We start from the raw sequence: 18,084 nt of genomic DNA on the forward strand, positions 1-18,084 counted from the left end.
AACGGAATTCTCTCAGCTAGCAATACAAGTGCCTTGTCCTAATAACGGTGTGAAACAGTAATTGCTGAAGTTAAAGCGGCTAAAATAGCTAAAGACGCTGCTAGAAAGTAGTTAACACTTAGCTGTTAATTTAAAAGCCTACTTCGGTAGGTTTTTTATGCCTGGATTTACGGGGTTAATTCCAACGGAATTCTCTCAGCTAGCAATACAAGTGTCTTGTCCTAATAACGGTGTGAAACAGTAATTGCTGAAGTTAAAGCGGCTAAAATAGCTAAAGATGCTGCTAGAAAGTAGTTAACACTTAGCTGTTAATTTAAAAGCCTACTTCGGTAGGTTTTTTTATGCCTGCGATTTACGAGGTTAATTCCAACGGAATTCTCTCAGCTAGCAATACAAGTGCCTTGTCCTAATAACGGTGTGAAACAGTAATTGCTGAAGTTAAAGCTGCTAAAATAGCTAAAGACGCTGCTAGAAAGTAGAAAATAATTAACAGCTTTTAATTAAGATAACTGTTAATACAAAAAAGGATGCTTCGGCATCCTTTTTTATTGCATAAATTCTAGAGTTTATATTATTTAATGAAGCAGTCATTACAACTTAGCTAATTGAGCTGTTGACCATGACGCCAAAATTGTCGCCAGCGCTGCAAAGTTACCTGAGATAGGTAACTGTGTTTATTGCGCTTTATTAACCTGTGTAGCTGCCAATGTGCAGGGGTTAAATGAATAACTATATTAAGGTAATTTGGAATATTAAAATAAGTTATATGGTGATCTGGTTGTAGCTGCTGCAATATGGTTAGGCACAAGTTAATATCACTATCACTAATGTCAGGTAAGTTAATGGACAAACAGGCTTGCGAATTTAATTTGCTGGTTAGTGTTTCAAGTTGCTTAACGATGGCATCAAAGCCAAATTCTTGCGATTGATAAACATCACAAATAATCCAATCAAGTTCAGCAGCACTTTGCTCTGTTAACCAAGTCATGCCATCAGCACAGACTATATCCAGTTCAGCCCGCTCAGGATTGAAATATTGCGCAAAACTATCGATAACACCTTGACTGTGATCGATTGTCGTTAACATTATGTCGCTTGATAAATGTTGTAAAAATCGTGTTAGGTTGCCACCACCCAGTCCTAATTCAATTATGCGGGTTGGCCTAAAAAAAAGTAGTGGTAACATCAAGGCAATTTGATGCGGCAAGGTTAATTGCCAAGGCTTACGTCTGTGCATAACACTTTGCACTATGTCACTAAATGCCATCCAACGATAATAGTCGTTTTCACTAACCGTTATTGCATCTTGTTGCTGGCTTAAATACACTAACCGACCTTGGGCTAAATGTTTTGCTAACCGCATTAACCAATTCCTAAATTTTATTATATTACCCATGATACTTCAAAATGCGAGTTTCAGGATAACAGAGTGATACATGATCAAGGCTTATCTTTTTATTAAGGGTGATTCCCTTAAAAATAGATGCAACGATGAGCATGATTTACTCAGGTATCCCCGCAGGGCTGGTTTAGAAACGCTTTATACTACGGTATTGATTTTGACAATAGAATAACTATTATCTTCAATCAATACCTTGCCTAAAGGCGTTTCTAATTCCAGCTGAATTCTGAATTTTGAGGTAACATGGGTATAAACACATTGAATAAGAGTAAGAATAGCCAATGAATGTCTGTAGGTCACCAAAAACAGCTGTAGAGTTTGAGCAATATTACCAATTACGTTGGCAAGTATTACGTAAGCCATGGGGACAAGCACTTGGTAGCGAACGTGATGGCCTAGAGCAAGAAAGTTTCCATCGGATGATTATCGATGAAAATAATAAAGTACTAGCGGTTGGTCGTCTTGAGAAAACTAGCCAGTTCAGTGGCCAAATTCGCTTTATGGCAGTAAGTCTAAAAGCGCAAGGACAAGGTCTTGGTCAGATAATTATCAAAGCGCTAGAGTTGCAAGCACAAAAGTTAGGTATTACTGATTTGACTTTAAACGCTAGAGAAAGTGCTATGGCTTTTTATCAGAAGCTCGGTTACCAGTCTCACGGTTTTTCTCATCTATTATTTGATGAAATTAAGCACTTTGCCATGAGTAAAGCGTTAACTCATGCTAATAGCCACCAGCTAACATGCTCAAAGGCACTGCAAGATATTTGGCATGATACTATTCCGCTCAGCAAAGCGATGAACATTCAAATTAGTTACTTTGATGGTCAAGAGCTTATAACTCATTGTGATGCTAGCTTTAATAAAAACTTACATAACACTATGTTTGCCGGCAGTATTTATACTTTGGCAACATTATCAGGTTGGGGCTGGGTGTATCTGCAATTACAGCGCCAGCAACTTCAAGGTGACATTGTTTTAGCCAAGGCAAATATAGAATATCATGCCCCGATAACAGGGCCGGGTTATGCAAAAGTTTCTAGCGATTCGGTATCAGGTGACTTCAGTCGATTGGCATTAGGTAAAAATTCTCGAATTAATTTAACTGCTCATCTTTATAGTGGCGAGCACGTTGCGGCAACGTTTACTGGTAGTTATGTTGTTTTAGCTCCTAAACCTAAAGCAGACCCAATCTTGAAAGTTAACAAGTGAGAACATAATGAAAAAGTATTGTTTGCTAGTTATAGCGCTAGTTTTTGGCCTAATCCATGGGGTAGTCAGTTTTAATGCCGTTGCCGCTACTGATAAGCAAAGCATAACTAAAGTATTAAATAGCTTTCATCAAGCAGCTGCGGATGCAAAGGCGAAGCCTTATTTTGATTTATTTAGCGACGATGCTATTTTTCTGGGAACAGATGCTAGCGAGCGCTGGAGTAAGGATGAATTTAAAGCGTTTGTCGTGCCATACTTTTCAAAAGGCACTGGCTGGCTATATACGCCAACAGAGCGAAATATAAGTTTACTTAAAGCAGGGCAGGTCGCCTTTTTTGATGAGTTACTATCTAGCGAAATTTACGGCACTTGTCGTGGCTCTGGGGTGTTAATCAACACCGAGCAGGGTTGGAAAATCTCCCAATATAATTTATCAATCCCTATGCCTAACGGTTTAGCTAAAGCGCTAGTGCAGCAAATAAAGTCCTTTGAGCAGCCTAATTAGTAATCTAATACAGTAATGAGAATAATAACGATGAATAAAGCCATGAGTAATACAGTCGCTTCTTCAGCAGATATTTCAGTAAGCCTTTCTGTAGGTATTGTCGGTTGTGGTTGGTTGGGCAGCGCCTTAGCACAGCAACTGATAAAAGAAGGCGTGGCGGTACTTGCTACGCGCAGTAACTCTGATAATACAGCACAGTTGCAGAGCGAAGGTGTCGAAGCGAAAGTATTATCATTACCAGCAGAGCAAGGGCGGTTAAATAGCCATGTCATTTTTAACCAACAATGCTTGGTCATCGCTATTACGCCACAATTTAGGCAAGGTCGGCTTGATTACGCTGAAAAAGTACAGCAACTGGTTGTCGGAGCTAAAGCTAGTAGCAGCGTCGAGAAAATTATATTACTGAGTAGCAGTGCGATATATAACGGTTTATCAGGATTAGTTGATGAAAACAATAAATTGGATTTTTCTGCTGATAAAGTATCGCTATTAAGCCAAGCTGAGCAAGCGGTACTTCTCTTTAATGAGTCAAATGATAAGCTAACTAATCGTAATGGTTATGTACTTAGATTATCAGGCTTAGTTGGCCCAAGTCGTCATCCTGGCAAATTTTTACTAAATGGTCGTATGTTGAAAAGTCCACAGGCTATTGTTAACTTGATTCATCAACAAGACGCTATTGGCCTTATTCAGGCATTATTAACAAGTGATCTTACAGGCGGGATTTTTAATGGTGTTAGCCCTACACAGGTAACTAAAAAGCAATATTATCAGGCTGCAGCAACAGCCTTAAAATTACCTGCGCCGGTTTTTGAAGAAGACGCTATGTTATCAGGGGATAAGCCAAAGATCGTTTCAGGTACAAAAACACAAGCGGCGTTAAACTATCGTTTTGTTTATGCAGACTTACTCAAATGGCTAGTACAAGGAGAGTAGTTCCTTTTGCTTATGTTTATGTTTAGGTGAGCATTTTTTACGTTCCTATCACATGACTAAGTGACGACACCCCGTTGTGTATTAATCGGGGATCCAATTTGTAAAATGTGATGGATCTTCGAAGATGCCTTTTACATCAAGATCGTGAGTTAACTACATAGAAATTTTTTATATCAAAATGATAATTACACTGAGCGCTAATGCTTTTGTTATACTAGCGCCGTTATTTATTAAAGAGTCTACTTTTGAATTTATTGCCAATAAACATTATTACTCGTCATCAAGCTAAATTGCTGTTTATTGTGGTTTGGGGCCATGTCACTATTTTAGATCTTTGCTACGTTACTTATTCAGGGCCGATCTTTTTTTGGCAAGAAAGTTTACAGTTATTCACCGTCATTACTCACCTCACAGTCGCCGCTTTAACCTTGGTTTTTTATTTCATGCTGATTAACATAATGACTCGCTTTCGGGAAAGTAACACGCCCAAGCAAGCTAGCAATAGCTCTCCATACTAATGCGTGTTGTACTTGCGCCTATGGAAGGTGTGTTAGATTACAGAATGCGTGACTTACTTACGCAAGTAGGTAGTTATGATCTCTGCGTCACTGAGTTTATTCGTGTAGTTGACCAAGTTCTTCCCGATCGTGTTTTTCATCGTTACTGCCCAGAGTTAATTGATGCCGATGTTTACGGTAGCTGCACTAAAGCGGGCACACCTGTTCGTGTACAGTTATTGGGGCAATACCCTGAGTATATGGCTGAAAATGCCGCTAAAGTGATTGAGCTTGGTTCAAGTGGCATCGATTTGAACTTTGGCTGCCCCTCTAAAACGGTTAATAAAAGTCGTGGCGGCTCTATTTTATTAAAAGATCCCGAAAACCTTTATCAAATAATAAAAGCAGTTAAAGATGCAGTACCTAGCGACACCATTGTCAGTGCTAAAATTCGTTTGGGCTATGAAGACAAAAGCCTAGCCATAGAAAATGCGCAAGCGGTTGAGGCTGCAGGTGCAAGTGAACTTACGGTACATGCCCGTACTAAAGTCGAAGGTTACAAACCACCGGCACATTGGCAGTGGATTGCTAAAATTAAAAATGCCATTAATATTCCCGTTATCGCTAATGGCGAAATTTGGAATTTAGACGATGCTATTAAGTGTCGAGAAGTTTCCGGCTGTACTGATGTTATGGTTGGCCGTGGCGCACTGACTATACCGAACCTAGGGCAAGTCATTAAACAAGAAAGCGGCATTATGCCGTGGTTAGACGTACTGGCTATGTTATCTGCTTATACAGAATTTGAAACTCACGGCGATAAGAGCAAGTATTACTGTAATCGTATCAAGCAGTGGCTGAAATATTTAAAAAATCATTATCAAGAAGCAGATGAGTTATTTGTCGAAATTCGACGATTAAAAACGGCAGAAGAGATTAAAGCTGCGTTTTAAAACCAGATCGAAAGAGTTAGTTGGGGCGACATTGGTTGCCCTTTTTTGTATTTTCTTTAATTTTTGAGCCTCTACAATTAGCCAAAAAAGTGACAGCGCTTAATCACAAGGACAAAAATCAGATTGTCGATATTTATTTAAGTCGTCTTGGGCTGCATAGTTGAGTCACGTCCTATAAAATTACGCATTGCAGAGCGTGGTTAGCTCAGACATTTCATCATATTATCTTGTAAAGTAATTTATGCATCGCTATTGATTTCGACAAGAGAAAATTCATTTACTTTAATTAAGATCTTACCTGAAGTCGTTGTTAATTCCAGTTTAACCTGACATTTTCATATTCCTAGGTATACGTAAACCCTGAGGTTTAATTGACTAGCCTAATAACTTGGTGTCTATTTTTTTTACACACTTACTTGTATCTAAATTTATGGTTTTTAAGTAGTTGAATTTATTGGTATAAATATAATGGTGCCATTTTTGCATACCGTTGTTTTTTAAATTAATAAGGGAATATAATGCGAAATACGTTTTTAAATACTGTTATAGCTGGGGTTATTTTAACAGGGTGTTTAATTAATAATACTGCTACCGCAGGTCTAATTGATCGTGGTAACGGTATGATATATGACGACGTGCAAAACATTACATGGATGCAAGATACTAATTATGCTAAGACCAGTGGCTATGATGCTGATGGTAGAATGAACTGGAGTGACTCTGTAGCTTGGGCTGGGCAACTTGAATTTGGTGGCTATGACGACTGGCGTTTATTTAATGCATCGCCAGTTTGTGAAAGTGGGGATTTTAACTGTACAGGTAATGAGCTTGGTCATCTCTTTTATAATGACTTTGGGTTAGAGGCTGGTGATTTAGTGGGGGATGCCGCAGGTGACCCAGAGTTCGATTTGTTTAGTAATATAGAAGTTATATACTGGACTGCCGATTGGTACGATGGCTCTTATGTGCCAGGGCGTAGTAATAATGCATGGACCTTTGTTAACATGGGGGGGATGCAGAATGGCTACAATATTAGTGCTGAGTTTCATACGTGGGCAGTTCGAGATGGCGATGTTGCCAATGCTATACCTGAGCCAACTAGCGTGGCCATATTATCCTTGGGCTTATTTGGTTTAATGTTTAGTAGACGTTCTAGTAAGTAATTGCCACTGGAGCATTGAGTATTTACAATTTCAATTAAAAATTTAGTAATGGCTCAATCATTCGATTATTGGGCCATTATTTTATGTTTACTTCAGAGCCCAGGAAGCCACTTATAACTTATCAATCCCCTCAGAATGACTTGTTGGTATTTTAATCAATAATCTACCACTATGAAGTGCCGTTATTGTTATGTCTAAGCCTTGTTCATAACAAGTTAGTTTACTTGATACGCCGTAATCATACTTGAAGCCGCACAACTTATCAGGCCTTCCATATAACTTACAAAGGGAAAAGTCAGCGTGTGTAGGTGACATAGTCTAGCTACTGCCTTTAAAAAGAATGACAGCGCTTAATTTCTTCTATCAGCGCATTTGCCAGCGGTGAGACGATGTTATTTTTTGAGGAGATTAAAACAACGGGTATTTGATAAGAATATTTCTCAGGTAAAATAGACTTGAATAGCCCTTTTTCGACCCAGTAATTCGCATAATGGTCGGGTAAATAGCCGATGAATTCTCCAGATAATATTAAGTGTGCTATGCCTTCATCGTGATAAGCAATGGCGCTGGTTTGATAATTTAAACCGTCATTCCTACTTTCTTTATCACGCATATAGTTACTGGTTATTACTTCGGCATCTTGTAGCCGTTTATTGATTTCTGCAGGTTTGCAATCAAATAAAGGGTGGTCGACAGCACAATACAAGTAATTATTTTCATTGTGTAAAGGGTAATAGTCTAAGCCGCGTAGGTGGTGTCTGCTTACACCAATTCCCACCAAAGAACGACCATTGGCTACAGATGTTTCAACCTCTCGTGCTTCACAAACGTTTATATCAAACTGAATGTTATTACTTTTTGCTTTTAAGGCACGAATAGTACGAGCAACACCGCAACGAGGATCACTCACTAAAGTATCTATGGTAGCAATAGTTACCCGACCTGAAAGTTCATTTTTAGAGCTGGCTACAGTACTGGCAAACGCTTCACATTGTTGTAGTAACTCTAATGATGCTTGATAAGTCACGCGGCCAGACTCTGTTATTTCAAAACCACTCCTGCCGCGTTTACATAATTTAATGCCTAAACGAACTTCTAAGTCCGATAAGTGGGAACTAATGGTAGAACGACCTATATTTAAACGGGACTCTGCCGCGGACAAACCGCCACATTCAACAATAGCGACAAATATTCTTAATAAACGTAAATCTACGTCATGAACTTGCACGTATTTATTCCCTTCTTTGTTAGTTCGGTAAAACCGGAATGAATTACGATTATTATGTATTTATAAAACAATTAGAGCAAGCTAAAATAAAGGTATTAATAACGCTATTAATAGCGCTTTGCTAAATAAAATAACTAAATAATTAGGATCTTTAAGATGACATTTAAATACGGTATTGATCGCCTGAATCTTGATATTGTCAATGGTATTGCTGATGGCAGTATCAAAGCTGAGCTTTGCCAAGAAGCGATAGATAAAATCAATGCAAGCCGCCAAAGAGTAGATAAAATGGCCGCTTCAGATAAAGCGGTATATGGTATCAACACAGGTTTTGGCCCGTTATGTGATACACAAATTTCACCTGAAGACACTAATTTATTACAAAAAAATCTGCTTATAACCCATGCAGTAGGTGTTGGTGAGCCAATTGTAAAAGCCATTTCAAAGCTGATGCTGATCACTAAGGTACATGCTTTAAGTCAAGGTTTTTCGGGTATTCGCCTTGATGTGATAGAACGCATGTTGACCTTTATCAAACTTGATTTGATCCCCGTTGTACCAGAGCAAGGCTCAGTAGGTGCATCGGGTGATTTAGCACCACTTTCTCACTTATTCTTACCGCTGCTAAGTGAAGGTGAATTCTGGGTAAGTGAAGAGGGGCAAGCCGATAAAATAGTACCAGCAGCACCGTTACTTCGCGAACATGGTCTAGATACTATGGTCCTGCAGGCAAAAGAAGGCTTGGCGTTAATTAATGGTACACAATTTATATTATCTCATGGCATCACAGCGTTAACTAAAATGCGTTACTTATTAGACCTAGCAGATATGACAGGTGCGATGAGTATCGAAGGCATGCAAGGCAGCCAATCGCCATTTAGAGACGAACTACATCAAGTTCGTGCATTTAAAGGTAACCTTGTTGTTGCAGCGCGTATGAGAGAGTTCTTTAAAGGTTCACAAAACATGGCTGATCATGAAGAGTGTGATCGTGTGCAAGACCCTTATTCATTAAGATGTATTCCACAAGTGCATGGTGCATCACGTAATGCCTATTATCACTTAGAAGAGTTAGTTGAAATTGAAATGAACTCTGTAACGGATAACCCAATTGTTATCAGTAGCGAAGAAGCGATTTCAGGTGGTAATTTCCATGGTCAACCACTAGCTATGGTGCTTGATTATGTTTCGATTGCCGCATCGGAATTGGGCAATATTTCAGACAGACGTTGTTACTTGATGTTAGAAGGTTTGCACGGCTTGCCGAGACTATTAACCGCGTCCGGTGGCATCAACTCAGGCATGATGATCCCACAATATGCAACCGCGGCACTGGTAACAGAAAACAAATCGCTTTGTTTCCCACCCTCTGCTGATAGTGTGCCTACCTCTATGGGTCAGGAAGATCACGTCTCTATGGGTAGTATTTCTGGTAGACAATTAAATCAAATCTTAGGTAATTTAGAGAAAATATTGGCTATCGAGTTAATGTATGCGGCACAAGCTCTCGAATTTAGACGCCCTAACAAATGCTCTGATATTATTGAATTAAACCACCAAGTGATCAGAGAAAAAGTAGCTAAACTTGAAGAAGATAGACTATTGAAGCCTGACATCGATGCCATGATTAAATTGGTTAAGACACAAGCGTTTACAGTTAGCTTTAATCATTAATAAAAGGCCCATTGCTATGAATACAACGATGAATTTTCAAGAGCTAACTCTTTTTCAAGAAGAGATTCAGCAAGGGATCCCAAGCCAATTGCCACCAGCAAAGGCTTATCCTGCAGATGCCAATCGTGCTCCTAAGCGTAAAGACATTCTATCAGCTGACGAAAAACAGCTGGCAGTAAGAAATGCCTTACGTTATTTCCCTAAAGAGTGGCACCAAGAATTAGCAACAGAGTTTGCTCAAGAACTAAAAGATTTCGGTCGTATCTATATGTACCGTTTCAAGCCAAGTTATGATTTAACAGCACGCTCGATTAGCGATTATCCGGCTAAATGTACTCAGGCAGCGGCAATCATGTTAATGGTTGAAAATAATCTAGATCCTGCTGTTGCGCAACATCCTGAAGAGTTAATTACTTATGGCGGTAACGGTGCAGTTTTTCAAAACTGGGCGCAATACTTGTTGTCGATGAAGTATTTGAGTGAAATGGAAAGTGATCAAACTTTACATCTTTATTCTGGTCACCCAATGGGATTATTCCCGTCTTCAACAGAAGCGCCGCGTGTTGTGGTAACCAATGGCATGATGATCCCTAATTACTCTAAACCAGATGATTGGGAAAAGTTTAATGCCTTAGGTGTAACACAATACGGACAAATGACAGCGGGTTCTTTCATGTACATTGGCCCACAAGGCATAGTACACGGCACCACTATTACCGTAATGAATGCCTTCCGTAAAGTTCTTAATAAGGGCGAAACGTCTAAAGGTAAAGTGTTCCTAACAGCAGGTTTAGGTGGCATGAGCGGTGCGCAACCTAAAGCGGGAAATATTGCTAATTGTATTACGGTTTGTGCCGAAGTGAATGCTAATGCCGCAACTAAACGCCATCAGCAAGGTTGGGTTGACGAGTTAATTGATAACATGGATGAATTGGTAACACGTGTAAAAGAAGCACAAGCTGCCGAGGAAGTCGTATCAATTGCTTACATAGGCAACATAGTAGATGTATGGGAAAGTTTTTTCGAGAACGAAGTTTTCATTCATTTAGGCTCAGACCAAACGTCATTACATAATCCTTGGTCGGGCGGTTATTACCCTGTAGACATTAGCTATGAAGAATCGAATCGATTAATTCGAGAAGAGCCTGAAGCATTCAAAGTTAAAGTACAGGAAACACTTAGGCGCCATGCCGATGCAGTAAATAAACATACTGCTAAAGGCACTTACTTCTTCGATTACGGCAACGCTTTCTTATTAGAAGCTTCCCGCGCTGGTGGTGACGTTATGGCTGAAAATGGCATAGACTTTAAATATCCTTCATATGTTCAGGATATTCTTGGGCCTATGTGTTTTGACTATGGTTTTGGACCATTCCGTTGGGTATGTGCTTCTGGTAAGTCAGAAGATCTAGATAAAACTGATGCGATTGCCGCAAATGTGCTTGAAAAATTAATGCAAGAATCGCCTGAAGAAATTCAGCAACAAATGCAAGACAACATTACCTGGATTAAAGACGCCAAGCAAAACAACTTAGTGGTTGGTTCACAAGCGCGAATTCTTTATGCCGATGCACAAGGTAGAATGGAAATTGCTAAAGCCTTTAACGATGCCATTAATAGCGGTGAAATTGGTCCTATAGTACTAGGTCGCGATCACCATGATGTAAGTGGCACAGATTCACCATACCGTGAAACGTCTAATATTTATGATGGCAGTCGTTTTACTGCAGATATGGCAATTCACAATGTTATTGGTGATAGTTTCCGTGGTGCCACTTGGGTTTCTATCCATAATGGCGGCGGTGTTGGTTGGGGGGAAGTAACCAACGGCGGTTTTGGTATGTTACTTGATGGTACTGCTGATGCTGAACGCAAACTAAAATCTATGCTGTTGTTTGATGTTAATAATGGTATTGCACGCCGCAGTTGGGCGCGTAATTCAGAAGCTAATTTTGCGATAAAACGTGAAATGGCAAGGACACCTAAACTTAAAGTAACCTTAGCTAACCTAGTTGATGACGATATTTTAAATAACTTATCACTGTAAAATGCTAAATCTCAGAGCTATTCCGTATAGATTGGAGTAGCTCTGAATTCATTTCTGCTAAAGTGTCGATTTCTAGTCGCGCTTAAATAACTAAATGGCTACCTAAGCGATACTTATCACCAGGCGATGTCAACATAGCGAAGCTCACCACACCTTGTTTTGACCACGTACGACGTTTTACTTGTAAACAAGGCGTGCTCGAATTTATCTCTAATTGTTGACAAATATTTTCGTTGGCTAATACCGCTTCTATTTCGTGAGTTGCTTCTGTTAATGGTGCCACAGATGAAAGATATTCATGTGGGGTAATTTGGCTAAAGTCTTGTAATAAATATTCAGGTACTAAACTGGCATTAACATAACGCTGCTCTAATTGAATAGGCTCATCATTTTCAAGATGTAAAATTTCTGAATAAAAGACGTGTTCGTTATTTTTCAAGTTTAATAAAATAGCTAACTCTTCAGTAACGGCAATTGATCTAAGTATTAATTGTTTAGCTTTATGTTGGTGGCCACGTTCACTAATTTCATCACTAATATTACGAATTTCTAGCAGTGATGATTGCGACTTAAAGGTGGCGACAAAAGTACCTGCGCCTTGTGAACGTACTAAAATACCCTGCTCAGTTAAATCTTGTAAAGCACGTCTTGCGGTCATTCGGCTAACATCAAATTGCTGAGTTAATTCATTTTCAGAAGGTACTTTGGCATTTTGTGGCCACTCACCAGACTCAATATTTTCACAGATAAATTGCTTGATTATAGTATACTTAGCAGGCTTATCTTTCTTTGCAGAACTATTGTTAGTGTTATTACTAGTATGGACAGTAGAATTGGCAGTCATGATTATGTTTGAGTTAGCTGAACTTATTTATACAGTCTCATATCTTTAATGAAAAGGCAATAGTTGTATATACAAGTTGCACCTTGGATATTTTCAGGGTAAAATTTTTCTATTATAGTCACTTTAACTTATTCTTTATTAGGTAGCTCCATGACAAATTCTAAAGACTGGCAAACCCTTTATATCAATGTAAACCTGGCAACCATGACAGATGGCAGTAATAGCTACGGTGAAATAACTCAAGCAGCTTTAGCTATCAGCAATGGTAAAATTGCTTGGTTAGGTAAAGAAAGTGATTTACCCGCTGACTTCTCAGAAAAAGATAATGATGTTGAAGTGATTGATGGTAAAGGACAATGGTTAACTCCTGGCTTGATCGATTGTCACACTCACCTTGTTTATGGCGGTAATCGTGCCAACGAATTTGAAATGCGCTTACAAGGTAAAAGCTATCAAGAAATAGCAAATGCTGGTGGCGGTATTGTTTCAACCGTTACCGCGACAAGAAAAGCCAGTGAAGAAGAGTTACTGGCCAGCGCTTTACCTCGATTAACCGCTTTGCATCAACAGGGTGTCACTACTGTAGAGATTAAATCAGGTTATGGTTTAGATACGGTTAATGAAATTAAAATGCTTAAGGTCGCTGGTCTGTTAGCTGATGAACTGCCAGTGACAATCAAACGTACTTTTCTTGGCGCCCATGCTTTACCGACAGAATATAAAGACAATGCCGAAGGCTATCTTGATCTTGTTTGCGATGAAATGTTGCCACAAGTGGTTAATGAAAACTTAGCCGACGCGGTTGATGTTTTTTGTGAAGGCATTGGCTTTAGCCTTGAGCAAACCAAGCGTGTTTTTGATGCCGCACAATCGCATAACTTACCGATAAAAGTGCATGCAGAGCAACTATCTAACCTCGGCGCTTCAGAGCTTGCGGCAAACTATGATGCCTTGTCTTCTGATCATATTGAGTTTTTAGATGAAGCTGGTATTAAAGCAATGAAGAAATCAGGCATGACCGCGGTTTTATTACCCGGTGCTTTTTACTTCCTGCGTGAGACACAATTACCACCAATTGAATTACTGCGCAAACATCAAGTACCTATGGCTGTTGCAACGGATGCTAACCCAGGTACCTCACCCATTCATAATATTCACTTGATGTTAAATATGGCCTGTACTTTATTTAAATTAACGCCAAGTGAAGCACTGGCAGGTATTACTTGTTACGGTGCTAAAGCATTAGGTTTAACCGAATCTAAAGGGCAGTTGGCAGTTGGTTATGATGCTGATATTGCACTATGGAAGATCGAACAACCAGCTGAACTTTGTTATCAATTTGGCGTAAATCCATTAGCAGCGTTATACCAAGCAGGAAAACGAGTTATTTAACTGAGCTTAGGGGGCGGTTTTGAACCGCACATCAGTGTGAATCTACGCTACTGAAGTTGCCCTATGGAGTACTACCTACAGTTAACCAACAGAGCTCTGTTATCAAGTATTAGTGCAAAACGGTATTTAAAGCTAAATCTGCTGTAAATACAGTCGCGCTTGTTGGGGGTTGTTGGCAAAGATGCCATCAACCCCTAATGCTTTCATCTTTTTAATATCTATTAACTTATCAACAGTATAAACATAAACTTTTAGTCCTCGTTGGTGAGCATCTATGACAAATTCGGCATTAACATAGTCGAGCACAATATGGACAGAATAAGCTGCTAATTGCTGAGCAAATTGGGCATTACCTAGTGGCAGGCCAGCGGTTAATGCACCTAGGCTAAATTCAGGCCTTTGTCGATATATTGCTTGTAATAAATGGTGGTTAAATGAAGAAAGTAATATTTGTTTGAAGTTTAATTTAAGCACTGCTTTAGCATTGTCTAAACAGTCGAATAGTAGTGACATGTCCTTTATTTCAATGCCTTTAAGCTCAATATTAATAACACTCTGCTTAGTAACTACCGCTAACACCTCATCTAAAGTAGGAATTATCGCTCCCTTACCGGCATTCAGTTGGCGTAATTGAGCATAGCTATGTGCTATTAATAAGCCACTTCCTGATGTGGTGCGCTCAAGATAGCGATCATGAATAACCATTAACTTGCCATCAACATGGTGGATATCGAATTCAACACCATCGCTATTAGCAGTGCATGCGGCGTTAAATGCTAGTAAGGTATTTTCCGGTTCAATGGCGCTGGCGCCACGATGTGCAAAAATTAGCATAGTGTTTTGCAGATGATTAATACATTGGTGATACTTTTGAGTATAATAGTGATAATTAAAAATGCACCAAAATATAAGTAGCGATTACCTTGACCACTTCAATCTTCCCAAAACGTTTAAACAAATACATTAGTGATTCTGGCTTCTGTTCGCGCCGTAGTGCCGATAAAATGATAGAAGATAACCGTGTCACCATTAATGATAAAGTGCCAGAGTTAGGTACCAAAGTGTTAGAGGGGGATGTCGTTAAAGTAGACGGCTATAATATCGAGCCAATTAGTGATGATAAATCGGATCGTATCTATATTGCTTATAACAAGCCTACTGGTATTACCTGTACTACGGAAAAACATGTAAGAGGTAATATTATTGATGCTATTGGTCATAAAAAACGCATATTTCCTATTGGTCGTTTAGATAAGCCTTCGGAAGGTTTGATTTTTCTCACCAGTGATGGCGATATTGTTAATAAAATATTACGTGCAGAAAATGCCCACGATAAAGAATATATAGTGACAGTAGATAAACCCATCAGCGAACGCTTTATTCAACGTATGTCTCGTGGTGTGCCTATTCTAGGGACTATAACTAAACCTTGTATTGTGCGGGTGGAAAGTCGTTTTGTTTTCACTATTGTATTAACTCAGGGCTTAAATCGTCAAATTCGCCGCATGTGTGAATATCTTGATTATGACGTTCTAAAACTTAAACGTTCACGTATTATGAAAGTTGAACTGGGCAATTTAAGTCCAGGGCAGTGGCGAGATTTAACTACGGCGGAAATGGCTGAAATTAATACTGCGGTACAGCACTCTAGTAAAACAGCGATTGATACTGCTCAGCCTAAAGCAGCATTGAGCCTGGACGAATTGGCCAAAAAAATAGATGAAGACCTTAATATAAGTAAGAAGAGTCCGTATGAGTACACACCTAAAAAAGCGGCACCTGATGACCAAGATACACCAAAAAAATTAAGTGCTAGTGATATCTGGTCTACTACAAAGAGTAGTAAACCAGCAGGACGAAATACGCTTAAACTCACTCCTAAGAAGTAGGCTTAGCTGGTTTTGTCGGTTTTTTATTAAGTGAGATAACTTGAGTTTTACTGATTCGATGACGGTATATTTCACGTAAATAATGAATCGATTTTTTCACACTATTAATGGTTAAACGTATATCGTTAATAGAAACAAACTTTTTGTTATCACGTACTAATTCACGATATTTTTTTTCATACATGGGTTTGATGGCATACCAATTGGTGTCGAGTATTTTTGCGGGGTTTTCATGTTCAATTAACATGGCCTCGAGCTTTGACTCATCAAATTCAGGTGCTTTAATAAAATCAATAATGGCGATGTCCAACGAGTCGTCAAAACGATATTCCTCTTTAGCAAAGCAGCGTTTAATGTAAGAGACAATCAGCGTTAAAAAGTCATCACTCAAACATGGGCTTTTGGCTATTAAGGTGGTTAACGATAAATTAGCTGAAGCACCAATAACCAAAGCATAACGTTTCAATGTGGTATTGGGGAACAAGTTGTTTAAATGCATTTTCAGTTTATTTAAGTCCATATAAGACAATTTATAGTCTTTAGGCAGTGAAATAATAGAAACGATTGATGAGCAATTTTTAAAAAAGTGTAAATCGTTTAAATGCTTAGCATCAAAGCCAGAGGTCTTGTATTTCCCTAATGCGGCTCGGTATTGTTCTGACTCTATCGGTAATAAACTTACCCCCTCAATAGCTTGCGTTGTATTATTAAAATGCGGTAAATCAATAGAACGGAAAAATAGATCATCTACATCCAATGCCACTTTCTCACCATTAAAGCTGGGTTGTTTTTGCTCATCGGCAACAGACGGCGAGTCAGCAACGACCGATTCGGCATAGGCGATGGCCACTGGGCCGGCTAAACTCATAAATAAGTCATTGGCATCTAAGCGTATAGTCTCACCAATATCAATTCCCGCACGACGGAAGTAATTATCATCATAATCCGTGGTCACGGCTTGCGCGGTTAAAATATTAAAAATTTGTTGGCTGATATATTGGTTGGCATGTTTTTCCATGGTATTAACATCAATATATTTAATATCGCCATTGGTATCACTTTCCTCGGCATAGCGCATTATATCGTTCGAGATTAGCATCATGGCATTCCAAGGCCGAATTCGATAAGGAGCTTGACCATCAACATGCTCTTTTTCATTCTCTAGGTTATAAGAAAAGTCCCATTCTTCGGCTAAATACTTACATAATAAACGTCCAGCATTGATATGAAGTGCTTCGGATACTTCAACACTGGGATCGTTTATATTGGGTAAAATACAAATGCCACTGGTGAAAATAGGCTCAAAAACAAAATTTTGTCCGTGGGTGGCTATTTCTTTTTCGGAGCGAATCTCAAAGGTTTTACTCATGTAAGAATATTGCTGTGCTAAACCAAATTCTGAAGCCATGCCTGAGCCTGTGCCGCCGCCGGCACTGAAGATATAAAAATATAAGCGTGATTGATTGGCCTTGATGCCACAAGAGTCAATAAGGTAAGAATGTATAAACTGCCAATCAGGGTTGCTGAAGTGTTCGGTTTCTTTATTGAGGATCATTTTGGCAAGGTATTGCCCTAATATAGGTGCGTTACCGGCACCACCAGCATGCACCTCAGATAAATCCATTATTTTTAATTTATTGTATTCATCAAGGAAATTTTTGTCGTAATTTTGTGAAGAATAGCGAATTCTACCTTCAATATCTTTATCTAAATCACCCAGCATAACGAGTGGTTCAATTAAAAATACTGGTTTGTCTGATTTTTTATCTTGTAGCTTTAAGCTGCGCTTTATCCACTTTAACGAACTGCCTTCACGCTCTTTGGCTTTTTTCATTTCGTTATGAAATTCATTAAGATAATAATTGCGGGCGCTGTGCACTAATGAGGCAACATCTAAAGCGATATTTGAGCCGCATCGTCCTAAGCCTATAAGACAAACAGAAGGAAAGGGCTGGGATTTTTTTGGTTGATCTTCTTGGTCAGCGGGGACTGGGTAAACATCATCTCGCAAGGTATCTAAATTGCTTAAAATACGCGATAAGTCTTTTTCAGTAAAATATAAGTGCGTTGGGTCAGCAGATTTACTAACACTTTTAATATTTTTATCTGTTTTTACTATGATATCAAAATCATCGCTAGGACTAGTGCCAGCAGAGCTCGAAATCACAGTTTTATTTTTATGGTCAACTTGCTGTTTTTTTGCTGTTGTCTGTGTTGTAGACTGCGCTGTTTTAGTCGCTTTTGCCGTGGTGTTTTTCGTGTGCATCCATTGTCTCCGTAATATTTATCTTATTAGCACAGTTAAATATAGGAGATAAATTTGAAAATAGCCTAATAAAAGTCAAC

The 18,084-nt window shown here is 39.0% G+C and carries 15 protein-coding genes; 10 read left to right on the forward strand and 5 right to left on the reverse strand.

From position 1 onward, the window contains the following. Positions 1-601: 601 nt before the first annotated feature. Positions 602-1,363: a hypothetical protein gene (locus HRT55_RS20045; RefSeq protein ID WP_291624108.1), complete on the reverse strand. Its 762-nt coding sequence runs from the start codon at positions 1,361-1,363 to the stop codon at positions 602-604. A 320-nt stretch (positions 1,364-1,683) separates the two neighbouring features. Between HRT55_RS20045 and HRT55_RS20050 the strand changes: the two genes are divergently transcribed. The 6 genes from HRT55_RS20050 (at position 1,684) to HRT55_RS20075 (ending at position 6,664) form a co-directional block, all read left to right on the forward strand. Next, complete coding sequence (locus HRT55_RS20050) at positions 1,684-2,610, forward strand: bifunctional GNAT family N-acetyltransferase/hotdog fold thioesterase (protein ID WP_291624109.1); 927 nt, start codon at positions 1,684-1,686, stop codon at positions 2,608-2,610. Between the two features lie 7 nt (positions 2,611-2,617). Next, a complete protein-coding gene (locus HRT55_RS20055) occupies positions 2,618-3,115 on the forward strand; it encodes a nuclear transport factor 2 family protein (protein ID WP_291624110.1) in 498 nt (165 codons plus the stop codon). 30 nt (positions 3,116-3,145) lie between these two features. Next, positions 3,146-4,051, forward strand: coding sequence for an SDR family NAD(P)-dependent oxidoreductase (locus tag HRT55_RS20060; protein ID WP_291624111.1), 906 nt, complete (start codon positions 3,146-3,148; stop codon positions 4,049-4,051). Positions 4,052-4,296: 245 nt separating this feature from the next. After that, positions 4,297-4,569 carry a hypothetical protein gene (locus HRT55_RS20065; protein WP_291624112.1) on the forward strand — a complete coding sequence of 91 codons (273 nt, stop codon included), beginning with the start codon at positions 4,297-4,299 and terminating at the stop codon, positions 4,567-4,569. Continuing rightward, positions 4,569-5,501, forward strand: a complete 933-nt coding sequence (gene dusC, locus HRT55_RS20070) for a tRNA dihydrouridine(16) synthase DusC (RefSeq protein WP_291624113.1) — start codon at positions 4,569-4,571, stop codon at positions 5,499-5,501. Before HRT55_RS20065 ends, dusC begins: the two co-directional genes overlap by 1 nt. 518 nt (positions 5,502-6,019) lie before the next feature. Next, complete coding sequence (locus tag HRT55_RS20075; RefSeq protein ID WP_291624114.1) at positions 6,020-6,664, forward strand: PEP-CTERM sorting domain-containing protein; 645 nt, start codon at positions 6,020-6,022, stop codon at positions 6,662-6,664. A 331-nt stretch (positions 6,665-6,995) separates the two neighbouring features. Here HRT55_RS20075 and HRT55_RS20080 read toward each other — a convergent pair whose 3' ends face one another. Then, positions 6,996-7,892 (reverse strand): LysR family transcriptional regulator, encoded by an 897-nt coding sequence (locus tag HRT55_RS20080; protein ID WP_291624115.1) that lies wholly within the window; start codon positions 7,890-7,892, stop codon positions 6,996-6,998. A 156-nt stretch (positions 7,893-8,048) separates the two neighbouring features. Here HRT55_RS20080 and hutH point away from each other — a divergent pair, with 156 nt between their 5' ends. Beyond that, positions 8,049-9,566 carry a histidine ammonia-lyase gene (hutH, locus tag HRT55_RS20085; RefSeq protein WP_291624116.1) on the forward strand — a complete coding sequence of 506 codons (1,518 nt, stop codon included), beginning with the start codon at positions 8,049-8,051 and terminating at the stop codon, positions 9,564-9,566. Between the two features lie 16 nt (positions 9,567-9,582). Beyond that, on the forward strand, positions 9,583-11,613 hold the full coding sequence (locus tag HRT55_RS20090) for a urocanate hydratase (protein ID WP_291624117.1): 2,031 nt from the start codon (positions 9,583-9,585) through the stop codon (positions 11,611-11,613). A gap of 82 nt (positions 11,614-11,695) precedes the next feature. On the opposite strand, the gene hutC is transcribed toward HRT55_RS20090, so the two are convergent. Further along, positions 11,696-12,457 carry a histidine utilization repressor gene (gene hutC, locus HRT55_RS20095; protein WP_291624118.1) on the reverse strand — a complete coding sequence of 254 codons (762 nt, stop codon included), beginning with the start codon at positions 12,455-12,457 and terminating at the stop codon, positions 11,696-11,698. Positions 12,458-12,607: 150 nt separating this feature from the next. Between hutC and hutI the strand changes: the two genes are divergently transcribed. Further along, a complete protein-coding gene (gene hutI / locus HRT55_RS20100) occupies positions 12,608-13,849 on the forward strand; it encodes an imidazolonepropionase (RefSeq protein ID WP_291624119.1) in 1,242 nt (413 codons plus the stop codon). Between the two features lie 132 nt (positions 13,850-13,981). Here the strand turns inward: hutI and HRT55_RS20105 are convergent, their stop codons facing one another. Further along, entirely contained in the window at positions 13,982-14,683 is a 702-nt protein-coding gene (locus tag HRT55_RS20105; protein ID WP_291624120.1) for a glycerophosphodiester phosphodiesterase family protein, read from the reverse strand. A gap of 89 nt (positions 14,684-14,772) precedes the next feature. On the opposite strand from HRT55_RS20105, the gene rluF reads away from it, so the two are divergent. Beyond that, positions 14,773-15,738: a 23S rRNA pseudouridine(2604) synthase RluF gene (gene rluF, locus HRT55_RS20110; RefSeq protein ID WP_291624121.1), complete on the forward strand. Its 966-nt coding sequence runs from the start codon at positions 14,773-14,775 to the stop codon at positions 15,736-15,738. Here rluF and HRT55_RS20115 read toward each other — a convergent pair. After that, on the reverse strand, positions 15,728-18,004 hold the full coding sequence (locus HRT55_RS20115; protein WP_291624122.1) for a hypothetical protein: 2,277 nt from the start codon (positions 18,002-18,004) through the stop codon (positions 15,728-15,730). The two genes, rluF and HRT55_RS20115, sit on opposite strands and share 11 nt — an antisense overlap. Positions 18,005-18,084 lie beyond the last annotated feature (80 nt).

The sequence above is a fragment of the Colwellia sp. genome, assembly GCF_013214175.1.
In the GTDB taxonomy this organism is placed as follows: domain Bacteria; phylum Pseudomonadota; class Gammaproteobacteria; order Enterobacterales; family Alteromonadaceae; genus Colwellia.

What these genes read in the sequence shown, in the direction of transcription:
- HRT55_RS20045 (WP_291624108.1), bottom strand. Translation starts at nt 1,363, where the DNA reads ATGCGGTTAGCAAAACATTTAGCCCAAGGTCGGTTAGTGTATTTAAGC.
- HRT55_RS20050 (WP_291624109.1), top strand. Translation starts at nt 1,684, where the DNA reads ATGAATGTCTGTAGGTCACCAAAAACAGCTGTAGAGTTTGAGCAATAT.
- HRT55_RS20055 (WP_291624110.1), top strand. Translation starts at nt 2,618, where the DNA reads ATGAAAAAGTATTGTTTGCTAGTTATAGCGCTAGTTTTTGGCCTAATC.
- HRT55_RS20060 (WP_291624111.1), top strand. Translation starts at nt 3,146, where the DNA reads ATGAATAAAGCCATGAGTAATACAGTCGCTTCTTCAGCAGATATTTCA.
- dusC (WP_291624113.1), top strand. Translation starts at nt 4,569, where the DNA reads ATGCGTGTTGTACTTGCGCCTATGGAAGGTGTGTTAGATTACAGAATG.
- HRT55_RS20075 (WP_291624114.1), top strand. Translation starts at nt 6,020, where the DNA reads ATGCGAAATACGTTTTTAAATACTGTTATAGCTGGGGTTATTTTAACA.
- hutH (WP_291624116.1), top strand. Translation starts at nt 8,049, where the DNA reads ATGACATTTAAATACGGTATTGATCGCCTGAATCTTGATATTGTCAAT.
- HRT55_RS20090 (WP_291624117.1), top strand. Translation starts at nt 9,583, where the DNA reads ATGAATACAACGATGAATTTTCAAGAGCTAACTCTTTTTCAAGAAGAG.
- hutC (WP_291624118.1), bottom strand. Translation starts at nt 12,457, where the DNA reads ATGACTGCCAATTCTACTGTCCATACTAGTAATAACACTAACAATAGT.
- hutI (WP_291624119.1), top strand. Translation starts at nt 12,608, where the DNA reads ATGACAAATTCTAAAGACTGGCAAACCCTTTATATCAATGTAAACCTG.
- HRT55_RS20105 (WP_291624120.1), bottom strand. Translation starts at nt 14,683, where the DNA reads ATGCTAATTTTTGCACATCGTGGCGCCAGCGCCATTGAACCGGAAAAT.
- HRT55_RS20115 (WP_291624122.1), bottom strand. Translation starts at nt 18,004, where the DNA reads ATGCACACGAAAAACACCACGGCAAAAGCGACTAAAACAGCGCAGTCT.